The organism is Streptomyces sp. NPDC048514 (assembly GCF_043199955.1).
In the GTDB taxonomy this organism is placed as follows: Bacteria; Actinomycetota; Actinomycetes; order Streptomycetales; family Streptomycetaceae; genus Streptomyces.
In genome coordinates this window covers 73,743-89,571 of sequence record NZ_JBICWT010000013.1, presented here as the reverse complement: position 1 = coordinate 89,571, position 15,829 = coordinate 73,743, and the positions used below count along the sequence as shown (strand labels likewise).

The following is a 15,829-nucleotide window of genomic DNA, read 5'->3' as shown; positions in this document are numbered from 1 at the left end:
GGCCCCTCAGTCCCATTCCAGGCCGCCGCGCCGCCATACGTACGCGTACGCGACGAAGACGGTGAGCACGAAGAGCAGCATCTCCACGAGCCCGAAGATCCCCAGGGCGTCGAAGGTGACGGCCCAGGGGTAGAGGAAGACGATCTCGATGTCGAAGACGATGAAGAGCATCGCCGTCAGGTAGTACTTGATGGGGAAGCGCCCGCCGCCGGCCGGCGTGGGGGTCGGCTCGATACCGCACTCGTAGGCCTCGAGCTTGGCGCGGTTGTACCGCTTCGGACCGATCAGCGTGGCCGAGACCACGGAGAAGATCGCAAAGCCTGCCCCGAGGGCTCCCAGTACGAGGATGGGCGCATAAGCGTTCACCGCTCCTCGCTCCTCTCAGTCGGCGCTGACTGCATGGGGGTCCCCCCTGGTCGGGCGAGACCCGGGGGAGGTTGCACTGGGCTCACACCTGCCTCTCAGGTCCCACGGGCCCCGCTCGTCCCGGGCGAAGATCGAGAACATGTGAAGCAGGTCACAAGCCCAACTGCCTCGCATCTTATGCCCGCCGCTCTGTGATCTGCGACACGGGGTATTGCACAAGCTTTGTGATCTCCACCACCTGACGAAGGATCATGAAGTCGGATGATGGGTGATCTTCACACTCGAAGCGTTCAGTTGATCACCAGAAGTGACATTCTCGCTCGTCGTCGCAGGCCGGGAGGGGCATCTCCATATCAAGAGGGTTCCGACGCATGCAAATTGGCATTGGGTGCGGAGCCTTGATAATGGACCGCGTTCACACATCCGAGGGAGAGGTGGGGCGCGATGTGGACGGGATGCGGGTGCGTGCACGCGTTCACGAGCGCCGCGCGCCCCGGACGCCACCCTTCCGGTAACCGTTCCGTGACGTCCGCCACATCGATGAGAGAACCCTGAGTACCGGGCTTGGCCAACCGTCCCAACCAGTGGTAGGTGACGGGCAATTCGGACGTAATGATCAAAGACCGTGATCAAGGGCTTGATCATCGTCGTCCGCAATGTCCGTTACGGCGTCAATAAAGAGCGACGCGCCCGGGATTCGGGGCGCGGTTGAACAACTGTGGCGCACCACACGTTTCTTGAAGATATGAAGGAGCCCCTGGTACCGGTTGTTCCCATGTCCCACACCGCTCACATACGCAGCCACCGGAAGCCCCGCCGCAGCGCGTCGACCCTCGCGATGCGGGCCGGAGTTGCCGGTGGCGTCCTCGGCACCCTGGCAGTCGCCGGGGCGTCCGGTTCGGCGAACGCAGCCGAGCCGGTGACGCAGACCCTCGAGCTGCCCACCCTGACGGCCGACCTGGCCGCCCAGGCCGCCAAGTCCGCTGACGCCACCCAGCAGGCCGCCGCCAACTACGAGCTGCGGGCCGAGCGCGACGCCGCCGCGACAAAGGCCGCGAAGCAGGCCAAGGCGGACCTCGCGGAGGCGAAGAAGAAGGCCGAGGCCAAGAAGAAGGCCGAGGAGGCCGCGCGCAAGCAGGCCGCCGAGCGCGCCACCCGCAGCGCGGAGCGCATGACGCTCTCCACCACGGCGGGCACCGGCTCCACCTCCACCTCCACCTCGACCTCCACCGGCACCTCGACGGCCACCGGTTCGGCCGCCGCCGTCATCAGCTTCGTCAAGGCACAGGTCGGCAAGGCGTACGTCTCCGGCGCCACCGGCCCCACCGCCTACGACTGCTCGGGCCTGGTGCAGACGGCCTTCAAGCAGATCGGCGTCGGCCTGCCGCGCGTCTCCCAGGACCAGTCGACCGCCGGCACCCAGGTCTCGCTGAGCAATCTGCAGCCGGGCGACATTCTGTACTGGGGCAGTGCGGGCAGCGCGTATCACGTCGGCGTGTACGTCGGCGACGGTATGTTCGTCGGCGCGCAGAACCCCTCCACCGGCGTCGTGGAGAGGCCGCTGTCGTACGACCCGCCCACCGGCGCCGTGCGAGTGCTCTGAGGGCATCTCGCACCTCTCACGCGCGTTGGGGCCGCAGCCGCTCGGGGGCAGCGGCCCCTGCGCCTTTTCCGCTTAGCCCGGCCCGCGGCATTCTCTACCGATCGCGGCTTTGCCTACCCATGGCGGCATTCCCTACCTATCGCGGCTTTGCCTGCCGATCGTGGTGCCCCCGGCCGGCTCGCGGCATTTCTGCCGTTCGCCGCGTTCCCGGCCGGCTCGCCGCGTTCCCGGCCGGCTTCACCCGTCTCCTTCCCCCGCCACCCGCTCCCCGGCCCGCGCTCTGCCTGACATGCTCGATTTCGGTCGCCGAACGGCGGCTCGACCACGAGCGAAGGAGACAGCGCGATGCCACGCGTGTTCGTACAGGGGCGCCCCGTCGGCGCCTTCCCCCGGTACGCCCCCGAGGCGGGGCGCGGCGCGGTGCGCCGTATCACCGAGGCCGGCGAGGGGGTGTTGCACAGGCCCTGCCGGGACGTCACGGAGTTCGGCCCCGACCTCGCCGCGCTCATCGACGACATGTTCCGCACCATGTACGCCGCCGACGGGGCGGGGCTGGCGGCCAATCAGGTCGGTGTGGATCTGCGCTTGTTCGTGTACGACTGCCTCGACGGCGAAGGAGTCCGGCATGTCGGACACGTCGTCAATCCGGTGCTCGAAACACCCCTGGCCGGGCGACGGCTGCTGGACGAGAACGAGGGGTGCCTGTCGGTACCGGGCGCCGTGATGGCCGTACCGCGACCGGACCGGGCCGTCGTGCGCGGGCAGGACAGGGACGGTGCCGCACTCGCCGTCGAGGGCGCGGGGTACTTCGCGCGGTGCCTGGCCCACGAGACCGACCACACCCAGGGGTACGTCTACTTGGACCGGCTGTCGAAGCGGGAGAAAAAGGACGCCATGGAGCAGACGGCCGCCCGGCGGGACGAGGTGTACGCCCGCCGGGCCGCCAAGGCCATCGCCCTCAGCCGAGCCTGAGCCGTCTGGGCCGGGCTTGAGCCGGGCTTGAGCCCGGTCCGGGTGGGGCTAGGCCTTCGGGGCCACCTTGCTCAGGCCGTTGATGATCCGGTCCATCGCGTCGCCGCCCGTGGGGTCGGTGAGGTTCGCGAGGAGCTTCTGGACGAACTTCATCAGCATCGGGTGCGAGAGACCCCGCTGGGTCGCGATCCGCATGATCTTCGGGTTGCCGATGAGCTTCACGAAGGCGCGGCCGAGGGAGTAGTAGCCGCCGTAGGTGTCCTTGAGGACCTGCGGGTATCGCTGGAGGGCGATCTCGCGCTGCGCGGGCGTGGCTCGCGCGTGGGCCTGGACGATGACGTCGGCGGCGATCTGGCCGGACTCCATGGCGTAGGCGATGCCCTCGCCGTTGAAGGGGTTCACGAGGCCGCCGGCGTCGCCGACGAGCAGCAGGCCCTTCGTGTAGTGCGGCTGGCGGTTGAAGGCCATGGGCAGGGCGGCCCCGCGGATGGGGCCGGTCATGTTCTCCGGGGTGTAGCCCCAGTCCTCGGGCATGGACGCGCACCAGGCCTTCAGGACCTCGCGCCAGTCCAGTTCCTTGAAGGAGTCCGAGGTGTTGAGGACGCCGAGGCCGACGTTCGAGGTGCCGTCGCCCATGCCGAAGATCCAGCCGTAGCCGGGCAGCAGGCGGTCCTCGGGGCCGCGGCGGTCCCACAGTTCCAGCCAGGCCTCCAGGTAGTCGTCCTCGTGCCGGGGCGAGGTGAAGTACGTGCGCACGGCGACGCCCATGGGGCGGTCCTCGCGGCGGTGCAGGCCCATCGCCAGCGACAGGCGCGTGGAGTTGCCGTCGGCGGCGACGACGATCGGCGCGTGGAAGGTGACCTCGCGCTTCTCCTCACCGAGTTTGGCGGTCACACCGGTGATTTGACCGGTGCGGTCGTCGACGATCGGGGCACCGACGTTGCAGCGCTCGAACAGGCGGGCGCCGGCCTTCTGGGCGTTCTGGGCGAGCTGCTCGTCGAAGTCGTCGCGCTTGCGGACCAGTCCGTAGTCCGGGAACGAGGCGAGATCCGGCCAGTCGAGCTGGAGCCGGACGCCGCCGCCGACGATGCGCAGGCCCTTGTTGCGCAGCCAGCCGGCCTCCTCGGAGATGTCGATGCCCATGGCGACGAGCTGCTTGACCGCGCGGGGGGTGAGGCCGTCGCCGCACACCTTCTCGCGCGGGAACTCGGTCTTCTCCAGGAGCAGGACGTCGAGACCGGCCTTGGCGAGGTAATACGCGGTCGTGGAGCCGGCTGGCCCCGCGCCCACGACGATCACATCGGCGGTGTTGTCGGAGAGGGGCTCGGTCACGGCGGGATCTCCCCAAGGTTCGAAATGTGCGTGCCGACCGGCACTGGACATGGGCAGTCTATTCAGCAGACTTGATCACCCGCCTGAAGGGCTGCCCAGTGAACAGACCTCTGCCCGCGGTACGGCTGCGCGTTCCCACCCACGAGGACGCGGTCGCCTGGCACCGCGTCTTCGACGACCCCGAGGTCATGGAGTTCTACGGCGGCCGGTCCGCCGCGCTCTCGGTGTACGAGGAACTCACCGCGCGCCAGCGGCGGCACGACGCGGAGCACGGCTTCTGCCTGTGGACGATGCTGGACGAGGCCGGTGAGGTCATGGGCTTCACCGGAGCGCAGCCGTGGCGGCCGGACTGGGGGCCGGTCGGTGAGACGGAGATCGGCTGGCGGCTCGGGCGGGCGTACTGGGGCAGGGGGTACGTCACCGCCGCGGCGCTGGAGACGCTCCGGCGGGTGCGGGCGGCCGGGGTGCCGGGTGTGGTGGCGATGGTCCGGCCGGGCAACGAGCGGTCGATCGCGGTGACCCGGCGGCTCGGCATGGAGGCGGCGGAGAAGTACGAGCACCCCGCGCTCGGGGAGCCGGCGGTCTGCTACCGGCTCGACCTTTCTCACGCAGAGTAGTCGTCTGTTACAGAAAGACACCGGCGCCTTTCCGGGCGGGACGCACGGGAGTTACCCTTCCAGTACCGCTGGGGGTGACATCTGTGCGTATAACACCCAAAACACCCGATGTGCGTGTTCCGCGACTGGTCGGGCTGATGGCCGTGGACGCGCGCGAAACGGCCCGGACGCAGGGCCTGTTCCTCAACGCGCCCGACCGCCCGGACTTCCTCCACACGGTCGTCGACTACGTCGTGCGCCAGTATCCGCAGCCCGGTGCCGAGGTGCCGCCGGACTCGATGGTGTACGTGTGGTTCGACTTCGGTGAGGGCGAGGGCGGCGGGGGCGTGCGCGAACCGCGCATCCCGCGTCCCCCGAGCGGCGGTCTGCAACGCGAGCTCGGGGAAGCGGGAGACGCCTTCGAGATGATCGGCCGCTGAGCCACCGGACGGGGTTCAGCTCCGCTCGAGACCGGGTGCAGCGAAGCTCCGGACGGGGTTCAGCTCCGCTCGAGACCGGGTGCAGCGAAGCTCCGGACGGGGTTCAGCTCCGCTCAAGACCGGGTGCAGCGAAGCTCCGGACGGGGTTCAGCTCCGCTCAAGACTCGGTGCAGCAAAGCTCGGGACGGGGTTCAGCTCTCCTTGAAGCCACGGTGCAGGGCGACCACACCGCCGGTGAGGTTGCGCCACGCCACCTTCGACCAGCCCGCCTTGCGCAGCCGTTCGGCGAGGGCGGGCTGGTCGGGCCAGGAACGGATGGACTCGGCGAGGTAGACGTACGCGTCCGGGTTCGAGGAGACCGCGCGCGCGACCGGCGGCAGGGCCCGCATCAGGTACTCGGTGTAGACGGTCCGGAAGGGCGCCCACGTGGGGTGCGAGAACTCGCAGATCACCACGCGCCCGCCGGGCCGGGTCACGCGAAGCATCTCCCGCAGGGCCGCGTCGGTGTCCTGGACGTTGCGCAGCCCGAAGGAGATCGTCACGGCGTCGAAGGTGTCGTCCTTGAACGGCAGCTTCGTCGCGTCGCCCGCCGTGAACGGCAGCCAGGTGTGCTTCTTCTTGCCGACCTGCAGCATCCCGAGGGAGAAGTCGCAGGGGACGACGTACGCGCCCGACCGGGCGAAGGGCAGGGAGGAGGTCGCCGTGCCGGCCGCGAGGTCGAGGACCTTCTGCGCCGGGCGCGCGTCGACCGCCTGCGCCACCACCTTGCGCCAGCGCCGGTCCTGGCCGAGCGACAGCACGTCGTTCGTCAGGTCGTACCGTTCCGCCACGTCGTCGAACATCGAGGCGACTTCGTGCGGCTGCTTTTTCAGGGAAGCGCGGGTCACCCGCTCATTGTTGCAGCACGGTCCCGGGGCGGGAGCCCCGGCTTCCACCCCCGCGCGCCGGCCGCTCAGCGGCCCCGGTACACCAGGCGGCCGGCCAGCACGGTGGCCACGCAGCTCGAGCCGCCGCGCTCGCGCAGGGCCGTCTCGTCGGGCACGTCGAACACGGCCAGGTCGGCCCGGCCGCCGACGGCCAGCGGGCCGTGGGCGGTGCCGGGCAGGTCGCACCCCTCGGCGAAGGGGTCGAGGCCGGGCCGCTCGCCGAGCAGCGGGCCGCCGGGGGCGCCAGTGATCCCCACGACGGTCAGCCCTGACCGGGCGACGGCGGTGGCCACCAGCGGATCGGCGAAACGGCCTCCGGGGGAGGCGACCGCGGTCGTGCCGTAGCGGAGCATCCGCTGCAGACCGCGCCGTACACTGCCCGCCCAGCGGGTCTCGGTGAGGTCGCCCAGGGCGGTCAATCGCTCGCCCCAGAGCGGCAGTTCACCCAGTTCGCCGGCCTCGCGCGGGTCGGGGTGGTAGCAGTGCCGCAGCAGCCACAGCGGGTGCCACTGGCGCAGCCCCGGGGTGAGCACGCCTGGCCAGCGCCGCGTCCGCGCGCCCGGCGTACCGGCGGCGACCTCCTCGTACGGCCCGAGGGCCGTGATCCGGTCGCCGTCCACCAGGACCGCGCCGTCCGGCACGGGTGCCGCGCCCACCGGCAGGACCAGGGGGGCGGCGTGGATCGTCAGCACCGTCGGCTCAGTCGGACACGAGCAGCTTCAGTTCGGGGTGGGCCGTGCCACCCTCGATCGCCGTGGAGGAGATGTGGGAGACCACGCGGTCGTCGACGGGGTCGTTCGCCGGGTCGTCGTGCACGACCAGGTGCTCGTACGTCGTCGAGCGCTGCGCCGGGACCCGGCCCGCCTTGCGGATCAGGTCGATGATCTCCAGGCGGTTGGACCGGTGCCTCGCGCCGGCCGAGGAGACGACGTTCTCCTCCAGCATGATCGAGCCGAGGTCGTCCGCGCCGTAGTGCAGGGAGAGCTGGCCGACCTCCTTGCCGGTGGTGAGCCAGGAGCCCTGGATGTGCCGGACGTTGTCGAGGAAGAGGCGGCCGATCGCGATCATCCGCAGATACTCGAAGATCGTGGCCTGGGTGCGGCCCTTCAGGTGGTTGTTCTCGGGCTGGTAGGTGTACGGGATGAAGGCGCGGAAGCCGCCCGTGCGGTCCTGTACGTCCCGGATCATGCGCAGGTGCTCGATGCGCTCGGCGTTGGTCTCGCCGGTGCCCATCAGCATGGTGGAGGTGGACTCCACGCCGAGCCCGTGCGCGGCCTCCATGATCTCCAGCCAGCGCTCGCCGCTCTCCTTCAGCGGGGCGATGGCCTTGCGCGGCCGCTCGGGGAGCAGTTCCGCACCGGCGCCCGCGAAGGAGTCCAGGCCGGCCTCGTGGATGCGGGTGATGGCCTCCTCCACGGACACACCGGAGATCCGGGCCATGTGCTCGACCTCGGAGGCGCCCAGCGAGTGGATCACCAGCTGCGGGAAGGCGTCCTTGATGGCCTTGAAGTGCTTCTCGTAGTACTCGACGCCGTAGTCCGGGTGGTGGCCGCCCTGGAACATGATCTGGGTGCCGCCCAGCTCGACGGTCTCCGCGCACCGGCGCAGGATGTCGTCGAGGTCGCGGGTCCAGCCCTTCCCGGTGTCCTTGGGGGCCGCGTAGAAGGCGCAGAACTTGCACGCCGTGACGCACACGTTCGTGTAGTTGATGTTGCGTTCGATGATGTACGTCGCGATGTGCTCGGTACCCGCGTACATGCGGCGCCGTACGGCGTCGGCGGCGGCGCCCAGGGCGTGCAGGGGCGCGTCGCGGTAGAGGACGAGCGCCTCTTCCGGGGTGATCCGCCCACCGGCAGCGGCACGGTCGAGGACAGACTGGAGGTCGGCCTGCTCTGTCACCAGGGCGTCCCTTTCGTCAAGGGGTGTGGACGGACCGAACCAGCCTACGCCAGCCGTTTCGCACCGAAGACGTCAGGCCGTGTACGCGCCGATCAGCAGCCCGGCGAGGGCACCGGCCAGCAGGAACGGGCCGAACGGGATCGCGCTCTTGCGGTTCGCCCGCCGGACGACGACGAGCGTGCCGCCGTAGAGGGCGCCGAGCAGGAATCCGACGAAGGTGCCGAGCAGGACGGTGGGCCAGCCGTACCAGCCGAGTACGGCGCCCACTCCCACGGCCAGCTTCACATCGCCGAAGCCCATGCCGGCCGGGTTGATGAGGAACAGGACGAAATAGCCGGCGCCGAGTGCGAGGGCGCCGCAGAGCGCGGTGGGCCAGTGTCCGGCGTGCTCGGGCAGCAGGGCGCTGAGGCCCAGCAGAGCGAGCGCGGCCGCGGCGAGCGGCAGGGTCAGCGGGTCGGGCAGCCGGCGCACCCGGAGGTCCACCACGGCCAGCAGCACGCCGGCCGGTGCGAGCAGCAGCCAGACCGCCAGTTCGGGCCGGGTGCCGGTGGCGGCGGCGAGGGCGGCACAGACGAGGGCGGTGACGGTGGCGGGCAGGAGGGGGGTGGTGTGGCGGTACGGAGCGGAAGGGCTGTCGCGGTACGCGGAGGAACGCGCGCACTCACCGCATCGCGCGCCGCCCAGCCATCCCCGGATCGGGTGACCGGCGGGGCACCGGTCCCGCCAGGGCTCGCCGGACGGTACGGCGAACCGGTGGGCGGCGCGCGGCAGCAGCGCGCCGGTCAGTGCGCCCCACATCGCGGCGACGACCATCAGCGCGCCCGTACTCGTCCCGACCGTGCTCATCGGGTCCCGCTTCCCGTCGGCATCGCCGCACCCCCGCTGTCGCTAACGGACTTTCGACATCCGCGAAACCGGTCTGCCTTCGTCCGAACTATCCGATGTGTACCGAAGATCGTCACCGACCGGTGTCAACTCCACCTGGTGCGGGGTGGGGTTGCAGCCGGCGTGGTTGCCGGCGGCGCCCACCGAGGTCGCGAGGATCCGGTTCCCGGTCACCTTCTTCAGGAGGAGGGTGTCGTCGCAGACGGCGCCGAGCTGGTCGGTCTGCCGCAGCCGTCCCATCTCCCGGCCCACGCGCGCCTGCTGCACGGTGAGCCGGAAGGTGCCCATGGGGAGGGCGCCGCCGAGGCCGGTGGCCTGGCCCTCCCAGGTGCCGAGGTAGCGGGCCGGCAGGGTGGCCGGCTGGTCGCCCTGGCCTCCGGGGCTGGCGGCGGAGGCGCTCGGGGCCGGGGAATCGGCGGCGCCGCCCGTGGTCGGGGCCGGTGACCGGACGGAGCCGCCCGCCGTCGGGACCGGGGAGTGGGCGGTGTCGCCGCCCGCGCTCGTGTCGCCGCCGCCCTGGAACCAGGGCCGCGCGAGCGTGCCGAGCCCCACGGTGGCCACGGCCAGCACCCCGGCGACCGCCAGTGCCACCGTGCAGCTCAGCCGGCGCCCACGACCGCCTTCCGTGGGCGTGGAGGCCGCCGCCACACTGGGGGAGAGCCGGCCGGGAGGCGGCACGTCCTGCGGCGGGGGCACGGCGGCCGACGCTCCGACGGGTGCCGGGCCGAACTCGCCGGCCCACAGCGGCGCGACGCGTCCGGCGGATCCGGCGCTCCCCACACCGACCGGCCCGGGCTCCCCGAAACCGACCGGCCCGCGCTCCCCCACACCGACCGGCCCGGGCTCCGTACCGACCGGCCCGCGCTCCCCCACACCGACCGGCCCGGGCTCCCGCGTGGAGTTCGCCCCGGGGTCCCCCTTCGCGAGGGACAGGCTGCTGAAGTTCACCGGGCCGGACCGCGCCGCCTCGCCCGTGTCCAGGTTCAGCAGGCGTACGGCGCTGCGGCTGACCTGTTCCACCAGCGCGCCGGGCAGCCAGCCGCCCGCGATCAGGCGGGCGGTGCCCTCCGGGGCGAGCCGTCGGCCCACCTCGGCGGGCGCGGGCCGGGCCGCCGGGTCCTTGGCGAGGCAGGCGGCCACCAGCTCCCGCATCTCGCCGTCGAGGGAGCCCAGTTCGGGCTCCTCGTGGACGACCTTGTAGAGCAGGGCCGCCGAGGAGTCACCACGGAAGGGCGGTTCGCCGACGGACGCGCAGGCGAGGACGGCGCCGAGCGAGAAGACGTCGGCGGCGCCGCTGACGCCCTTGCCGAGGATCTGCTCGGGGGACATGTAGCCCGGCGACCCGACGGAGACACCGGTGGAGGTCAGGGACGCCGTGCCGGCCATGGCCCGGGCGATGCCGAAGTCGATCAGCAGGGGGCCGTCCAGGGTCAGCAGGACGTTGGACGGCTTCACGTCCCGGTGGACGAGGCCCAGTTCGTGCACCGCCGCCAGCGCCTCGGCGAGGCCCGCGCCCAGGGCCCGTACGGTGTGCGCGGGCAGCGGGCCGCTGCCGGTGACGGCCGCCGCGAGGGACGGGCCGGCCGCGTAGGCGGTGGCGACCCAGGGCACCGGGGCGTCCGGGTCCGCGTCCAGCACGCGCGCGGTCCAGGCGCCGCCGACCCGGCGCGCGGCCTCCACCTCGCGCCGGAAGCGGGCCCGGAACTCCTCGTCCAGGGCGAAGTGCGGGTGCACGGTCTTCACGGCGACCGTGCGGCCACCCGCGCTGCGGCCCAGATAGACCCGGCCCATGCCGCCGGAACCGAGCCGGCCGAGCAGCCGGTAGGGTCCGATCCCGGCCGGCTCGTCGGCTTCCAACGGCTGCATGGCGCACTCTCCCCCCAACGCCTTGTGCCCGGCAGCCTAGTGACTCGGGATCACGGCTGCAGCAGGTCCACCTTGACGTCCGCGGGGAAGCCGGTCGTCGGGCCCACCCGGCGGGCGAACTCGGCGACGGCCGCCAGCTGCGAGGGGCCGAAGCTGAAGTCGAGGGTGGTGAAGTACTGCGCCAGGGTCGCCTCGTCGAACGCCTCCCAGCGGGCGGCCTGTTCGGCGACCTTGCCGACCTCCTCCAGGGAGAGGTTGCGGGAGGCGAGGAAGGCCTCGTGGACCTGGCCGGTGATGGCGGGCTCGCGTTCCAGGTAGTCGCGGCGGGCGGCCCAGACCGCGAAGACGAAGGGCAGGCCGGTCCACTCCTTCCAGAGCGCGCCGAGGTCGTGCACCTCCAGGCCGTAGCGCGGACCGTCCAGGAGGTTCGCGCGCAGGGCGGCGTCGCCGATGAGTACGGCGGCCTCCGCCTCCTGCATCATCAGGCTGAGGTCGGGCGGGCAGGTGTAGTAGTCGGGCTGGACGCCGTAGCGCTCGGCCAGCAGGAGCTGGGCCAGCCGGACCGAGGTGCGGGAGGTCGAGCCGAGGGCCACCCGGGCGCCGTCCAGCCGGTCGAGGGGCACCTGGGAGACGATCACGCACGACATCACCGGGCCGTCGCAGCCGACCGCGATGTCGGGGAAGGCGACCAGGTCGTCCGCGTGCTTGAGGAACTCGACCAGGGTGATGGGCCCGATGTCGAGGTCGCCGCGCACCAGCTGCTCGCTGAGCTTCTCCGGGGTGTCCTTGGTCAGCTCGAAGTCGAGGAGCGTGCCGGTTCTGGCGAGCCCCCAGTAGAGGGGCAGGCAGTTCAGGAACTGGATGTGGCCGACGCGCGGCCGGGTGCGGGAATTGTCCACATCGCGAGGCTAGACCCCGTGCATTGACGGGCGCGGACCGGCCCCGCCGCCAAACGGGCTGGCGAACGTTCAAACATCCGGGTGAAGTGATCTTGGCCTCTATTGCTTTCGGCGGCCTGCGTGCTAGGCTCCTCGCAAGTTGCAGTTTGGTTTCCCTTGCAGTACAGAGCCTGCGGAGCATGTGACCGCGGGCTCTCGTCGTTTTCAGACGAATGCAGTTGTGCAGCACCGTTTCGCACGTGCAGGTTCTGGAGCAGGGCAACCCTTTTGGGCCCAAGGAGGGCTTATGGCTACCGGAACCGTGAAGTGGTTCAACGCCGAAAAGGGCTTTGGCTTCATCGCCCAGGAGGGCGGCGGCCCCGACGTCTTCGTTCACTACTCCGCGATCAACGCCACCGGCTTCCGCTCCCTCGAGGAGAACCAGGCCGTGAACTTCGACGTGACGCAGGGCCCGAAGGGTCCGCAGGCGGAGAACGTCACCCCCGTCTGATCACTGCCTGATCGCAGAACCTGAGTGCAGTACCCAAGGAGCCCCGCGCCTCACGGCAACGGGGCTCCTGCCTTTTCCGGCCACCTCGCGGCGACCCGCGCCCGGCCCTTCGGGTGAATTCCCGGCGAATTCCCTACGTGTGCTGCATGACGAGGACGAAGGCCGTGCCCGGCGCCATTGCCTCGTACGAGTGCGCGACGTCCCCCCGATAGGTCATGTAATCCCCGGGGCCGAGTTCCGCCTCCTCTCCGGCCGGTCCCGCCTTGACCCGCCCGGCGCCGACGATCAGATGCTCCACGGTGCCCGGAATGTGCGGCTCCGACACGCGCGCCGCCCCCGGTTCGGCCCGCAGGTGGTAGATGTCCCGCCGGGCCTGGGGCGGACTCGCCGACAGCAGCGTGGCGACATAGTCCGCCTGCTCCGAGGCGACGGCGGGTCCCTCGCCCGCCCGGATCACGCGGACCCGCGGTGCCGGCGGCTCGACCAGTGCGCTGAACGGCACTCCGAGCGCCACGCCCAGCGCCCAGATGGTCTCCATGCTCGGGTTGCCGCTCGCGGCCTCCAGCTGGGAGAGCGTCGACTTCGCGATGCCGGCGCGTTTGGCCAGCTCGGACAGGGAGAGCCCGGCGCGGCCGCGCTCCCGCTTCAGGGACGTGGCGATCCATTCCAGGGGGAGCCGGGCAGGTACGGCCTCGGACATGTCGTTCGCTCCATCGGTACGATCGTTCGCCTTGACGGACAGGGTGTCTGTTGTCCATTGTAGGAAACATGCGTTCGCCACACCGAACACCCGAGACCGGCCCCTCCGACGGAACCTCCGCCGTCACCACCGCCACCGACCGCTCCCTGCTGCGTGACAGCTCCCTGGTCTGGCTGGCCAGCGGCGTCGTCGGCGTCTCCTTCGGTGCCGTGTCCGTCGCCGGCGGGCTGCCGGTGTGGGTGCCGGTCCTGATGTCGCTGGTGGTGTACGCGGGTTCGGCCCAGTTCAGCGCGGTGGGTGTGCTGCTCGCCGGGGGCGGGCCGGTCGCCGCGGCGGCCACCGGGCTGCTGCTCAACACGCGAACGGCGGCCTTCAGTCTGGCCGTGGCCGAGATCCTCGGCACCGGCCGGGCGAGCCGCTTCCTCGGCGCCCACCTGGTCACCGACGAGACGGTCGCCTTCGCCCTCGCCCAGCCGGACGCGGCACGGCGGCGGCGGGCGTTCTGGATCTCCGGGCTCGGCCTGTTCGCCGTGTGGAACACCGGTGTCCTGGCCGGCGCCCTGGCGGGCGGCGCGCTCGGCGACACCGCCCGCTACGGCCTGGACGCCGCCTTCCCCGCCGTCCTGGTCGCGCTGGTCCTGCCCGCGCTGCGCGCCGACGCGGCGGTACGGCGCTGCGCCCTGCCCGGCGCCGCCCTCGCCCTCGCGGTCACGCCCGCCGTCCCGGCCGGAGTGCCGGTCCTGCTCGCCCTCGCCGGCCTGTTCCTGCACCGCCGCCCGGCCGTCCCGGGAGCCGCCACGTGAACGCCGCGGTCGTCGTGATCCTCGCCCTGGCCGTCGGCACGTACGCGTTCCGGTTGGTCGGCCCGGTCCTGCACGGCCGGGTCACCGTCCCGCCCCGGGTCCAGGAGCTGGCCTCGGCCGGGGCGGTGGTCCTCCTCGTCGCCCTCCTGGCCACGGGCGCCCTGACCGAGTCCGGCGGCTTCGCCGGCTGGGCCCGCCCCACCGGGGTGCTGACCGGCGCCGTACTGGCCTGGCGCCGGGCCCCGTTCGTCGTGGTGGTGCTGGGCGCGGCGGCGACGACGGCGGTGCTGCGGATGGTGGGGGTGGGTTAGGCGGCCTTGCGCCAGATCGTCAGCTCCCCGTCGAGAAAGGCGAGCTTCGGTACCGCGGTCGACTTCGTCGAGATCACGAACACCCCGATGTCTCCGAGGGAGTCCTTCATGCAGATCTCGGTGCCGTTCGCCGCCGCGGCCAGCGGGAGGGTGTGTACCTTGCTGTGCGCGAGCATGAGGCGGCACATGTCGAGGGTGGCCTCCCCGGGCTTGCCGTACGACTGGAGGAACACGGCGGTGTCGCTCTCCAGTTCGCAGCCCACCATCTTGCAGCCGAAGCGGATGTCGCCCTTGCGGTTGTTCAGTTCGGCGTCCGGGTTCCGCAGGTTCACGGAGTTCTCCGGACGCAGCGACACCAGGGGATACGGGGTGGCCACCGGGTTCCGGGGCGAGGCCGCGGACGACGGCGAGGTGCCCGGTGCGCGGTCACCGGTGCCGAGGGCCGCCGAATCCGAGGCGTCCGACGAGGATCCCGACGAGGCGCCCGCCACCGGATCCGACGACCGTGCGGCTGCGGGGGCGGACGTCGTGGAGCGGGGCCCGCCCAGGCTGCGGAGCCCGCCCGCGTCCATCACCGACCAGGCCAGGGCCGTCACCAGCAGCGCGCCACCCGCCACACCGGCGGCCGTGATCAGCGCGGTGCGCCGCCTGCCGGCCTTCCGCTGCTCCGGCGTCGGCTGCGGCCACCCGGCGGGCGGCCACGGATATCCGGCTGTCGTCCGCGGGTGGCCGGCCGTCTGCTGCGGACGGCCGATCAGGGGCTGCGGGACCACCGGGGTGGGGTCGGCCACCGGGGCCGGGACCTCGACCTCCGGACCGGTGATCTCCCGCCACATGGCCGGTCCCCCGGCGGCGTCGGCGTCCGCGCCCAGCCGCCGCCTGCACCACTCCACGATCTCCGCCGGAGCGGCCCGCTCCGCCGGATCGCGGGCCAGACACCGGGCGAGCAACGGACGCAGCACCTCGGGCAGCAGGGACAGGTCGGGTTCGGAGTGCACGATCCGGTACAGCATGTTCACTCCGGAGCCGTCGCCGTACAGCGGCCTGCCCAGCGCCGCGAACGCCGCCGTCTGGCCGAGCGCGAAGACATCGGTGGCGGCCGTGACCTCGTCCCCGGACGCCTGTTCCGGAGCCATGTACGCGGGCGTGCCGATGGTGTTGCCGGTCGCCGTGTACGACGTTCCGTCGGCGGCCAGTGCTATGCCGAAGTCGATCACCCGTGGCCCGTCGGCGGCCAGCAGCACGTTCGAGGGCTTCAGGTCCCGGTGCACGATGCCCTCGGCGTGGATGGCCTGCAACGCCTCGGCCACGCCCGCCATCAGCCACAGCACCGCCGGGACCGGCAGCGGCCCGCGCCGTACGACGGCCTCCGTGAGGGACGGGCCAGGCACGTACAGCGTGGCCAGCCACGGCGGTACGCCGTCCGGGTCGGCGTCGATCAGCTCGGCGGTGTACGCCCCCTTCACCCGCCGGGCCGCCTTGACCTCCCGGCCGAACCGCCGCCGGAAGTCCGGGTCGTCGGCCAGTTCCGGCCGCACCACCTTGATCGCCACGGGGCGACCGCCCTGGGTGTGCGAGAGGTACACCCGGCCCATGCCACCGGCGCCCAGCCGGGCCGCGAGCCGGTAACCCGCCACCACGGCCGGATCCTCCGCCTGCAGTGGCTGGAAAGCCTCCGTCGCATGGTCCATCGGCCCACTACCCCCCACTTAGATGCGCTGGCCAAGGGCAGCAGCCTAAA

The 15,829-nt window shown here is 71.7% G+C and carries 17 protein-coding genes; 7 read left to right on the top strand and 10 right to left on the bottom strand.

Annotation, left to right across the window (positions count from 1 at the left end):
• Window positions 1-6: 6 nt before the first annotated feature.
• Window positions 7-366: an NADH-quinone oxidoreductase subunit A gene (locus ACGFT2_RS27610; RefSeq protein ID WP_123460983.1), complete on the bottom strand. Its 360-nt coding sequence runs from the start codon at window positions 364-366 to the stop codon at window positions 7-9.
• Window positions 367-1,141: 775 nt separating this feature from the next.
• Here ACGFT2_RS27610 and ACGFT2_RS27605 point away from each other — a divergent pair.
• Entirely contained in the window at window positions 1,142-1,969 is an 828-nt protein-coding gene (locus tag ACGFT2_RS27605) for a C40 family peptidase (protein ID WP_393283064.1), read from the top strand.
• Window positions 1,970-2,314: 345 nt separating this feature from the next.
• Window positions 2,315-2,941, top strand: a complete 627-nt coding sequence (gene def / locus ACGFT2_RS27600; protein ID WP_393283062.1) for a peptide deformylase — start codon at window positions 2,315-2,317, stop codon at window positions 2,939-2,941.
• Between the two features lie 48 nt (window positions 2,942-2,989).
• On the opposite strand, the gene ACGFT2_RS27595 is transcribed toward def, so the two are convergent.
• Window positions 2,990-4,324 carry a geranylgeranyl reductase family protein gene (locus ACGFT2_RS27595; protein ID WP_393283059.1) on the bottom strand — a complete coding sequence of 445 codons (1,335 nt, stop codon included), beginning with the start codon at window positions 4,322-4,324 and terminating at the stop codon, window positions 2,990-2,992.
• 47 nt (window positions 4,325-4,371) lie between these two features.
• Between ACGFT2_RS27595 and ACGFT2_RS27590 the strand changes: the two genes are divergently transcribed.
• Window positions 4,372-4,890 carry a GNAT family N-acetyltransferase gene (locus tag ACGFT2_RS27590; RefSeq protein ID WP_393283056.1) on the top strand — a complete coding sequence of 173 codons (519 nt, stop codon included), beginning with the start codon at window positions 4,372-4,374 and terminating at the stop codon, window positions 4,888-4,890.
• A gap of 110 nt (window positions 4,891-5,000) precedes the next feature.
• Window positions 5,001-5,309, top strand: a complete 309-nt coding sequence (locus tag ACGFT2_RS27585) for a PASTA domain-containing protein (protein WP_393283054.1) — start codon at window positions 5,001-5,003, stop codon at window positions 5,307-5,309.
• Window positions 5,310-5,500: 191 nt separating this feature from the next.
• Here ACGFT2_RS27585 and ACGFT2_RS27580 read toward each other — a convergent pair whose 3' ends face one another.
• The 6 genes from ACGFT2_RS27580 to ACGFT2_RS27555 form a co-directional block, all read right to left on the bottom strand.
• The gene (locus ACGFT2_RS27580) at window positions 5,501-6,196 is read right to left on the bottom strand and encodes a demethylmenaquinone methyltransferase (RefSeq protein WP_393283051.1); all 696 of its coding nucleotides are present in this window, start codon (window positions 6,194-6,196) and stop codon (window positions 5,501-5,503) included.
• A 65-nt stretch (window positions 6,197-6,261) separates the two neighbouring features.
• Entirely contained in the window at window positions 6,262-6,927 is a 666-nt protein-coding gene (locus ACGFT2_RS27575; protein WP_393283048.1) for a hypothetical protein, read from the bottom strand.
• A gap of 7 nt (window positions 6,928-6,934) precedes the next feature.
• On the bottom strand, window positions 6,935-8,134 hold the full coding sequence (gene mqnC, locus ACGFT2_RS27570; protein WP_393283045.1) for a cyclic dehypoxanthinyl futalosine synthase: 1,200 nt from the start codon (window positions 8,132-8,134) through the stop codon (window positions 6,935-6,937).
• A gap of 72 nt (window positions 8,135-8,206) precedes the next feature.
• The gene (locus ACGFT2_RS27565) at window positions 8,207-8,980 is read right to left on the bottom strand and encodes a prepilin peptidase (protein WP_393283042.1); all 774 of its coding nucleotides are present in this window, start codon (window positions 8,978-8,980) and stop codon (window positions 8,207-8,209) included.
• Window positions 8,981-9,022: 42 nt separating this feature from the next.
• The gene (locus ACGFT2_RS27560) at window positions 9,023-10,885 is read right to left on the bottom strand and encodes a protein kinase (RefSeq protein WP_393283039.1); all 1,863 of its coding nucleotides are present in this window, start codon (window positions 10,883-10,885) and stop codon (window positions 9,023-9,025) included.
• Window positions 10,886-10,935: 50 nt separating this feature from the next.
• Window positions 10,936-11,784 carry a menaquinone biosynthetic enzyme MqnA/MqnD family protein gene (locus tag ACGFT2_RS27555; protein ID WP_393283036.1) on the bottom strand — a complete coding sequence of 283 codons (849 nt, stop codon included), beginning with the start codon at window positions 11,782-11,784 and terminating at the stop codon, window positions 10,936-10,938.
• A gap of 286 nt (window positions 11,785-12,070) precedes the next feature.
• On the opposite strand from ACGFT2_RS27555, the gene ACGFT2_RS27550 reads away from it, so the two are divergent.
• Window positions 12,071-12,274 carry a cold-shock protein gene (locus ACGFT2_RS27550; protein WP_161146353.1) on the top strand — a complete coding sequence of 68 codons (204 nt, stop codon included), beginning with the start codon at window positions 12,071-12,073 and terminating at the stop codon, window positions 12,272-12,274.
• Between the two features lie 133 nt (window positions 12,275-12,407).
• Here the strand turns inward: ACGFT2_RS27550 and ACGFT2_RS27545 are convergent, their stop codons facing one another.
• Window positions 12,408-12,974: a helix-turn-helix domain-containing protein gene (locus ACGFT2_RS27545; RefSeq protein WP_393283034.1), complete on the bottom strand. Its 567-nt coding sequence runs from the start codon at window positions 12,972-12,974 to the stop codon at window positions 12,408-12,410.
• Between the two features lie 68 nt (window positions 12,975-13,042).
• On the opposite strand from ACGFT2_RS27545, the gene ACGFT2_RS27540 reads away from it, so the two are divergent.
• Both ACGFT2_RS27540 and ACGFT2_RS27535 read left to right on the top strand, forming a co-directional pair.
• Window positions 13,043-13,777, top strand: a complete 735-nt coding sequence (locus ACGFT2_RS27540; RefSeq protein WP_393283032.1) for an AzlC family ABC transporter permease — start codon at window positions 13,043-13,045, stop codon at window positions 13,775-13,777.
• Window positions 13,774-14,088: an AzlD domain-containing protein gene (locus ACGFT2_RS27535; RefSeq protein ID WP_393283029.1), complete on the top strand. Its 315-nt coding sequence runs from the start codon at window positions 13,774-13,776 to the stop codon at window positions 14,086-14,088. The genes ACGFT2_RS27540 and ACGFT2_RS27535 overlap by 4 nt, the downstream gene beginning before the upstream one ends.
• Here ACGFT2_RS27535 and ACGFT2_RS27530 read toward each other — a convergent pair.
• Window positions 14,085-15,779, bottom strand: coding sequence for a protein kinase (locus ACGFT2_RS27530; RefSeq protein WP_393283026.1), 1,695 nt, complete (start codon window positions 15,777-15,779; stop codon window positions 14,085-14,087). The genes ACGFT2_RS27535 and ACGFT2_RS27530 overlap by 4 nt on opposite strands.
• Window positions 15,780-15,829: the final 50 nt, after the last annotated feature.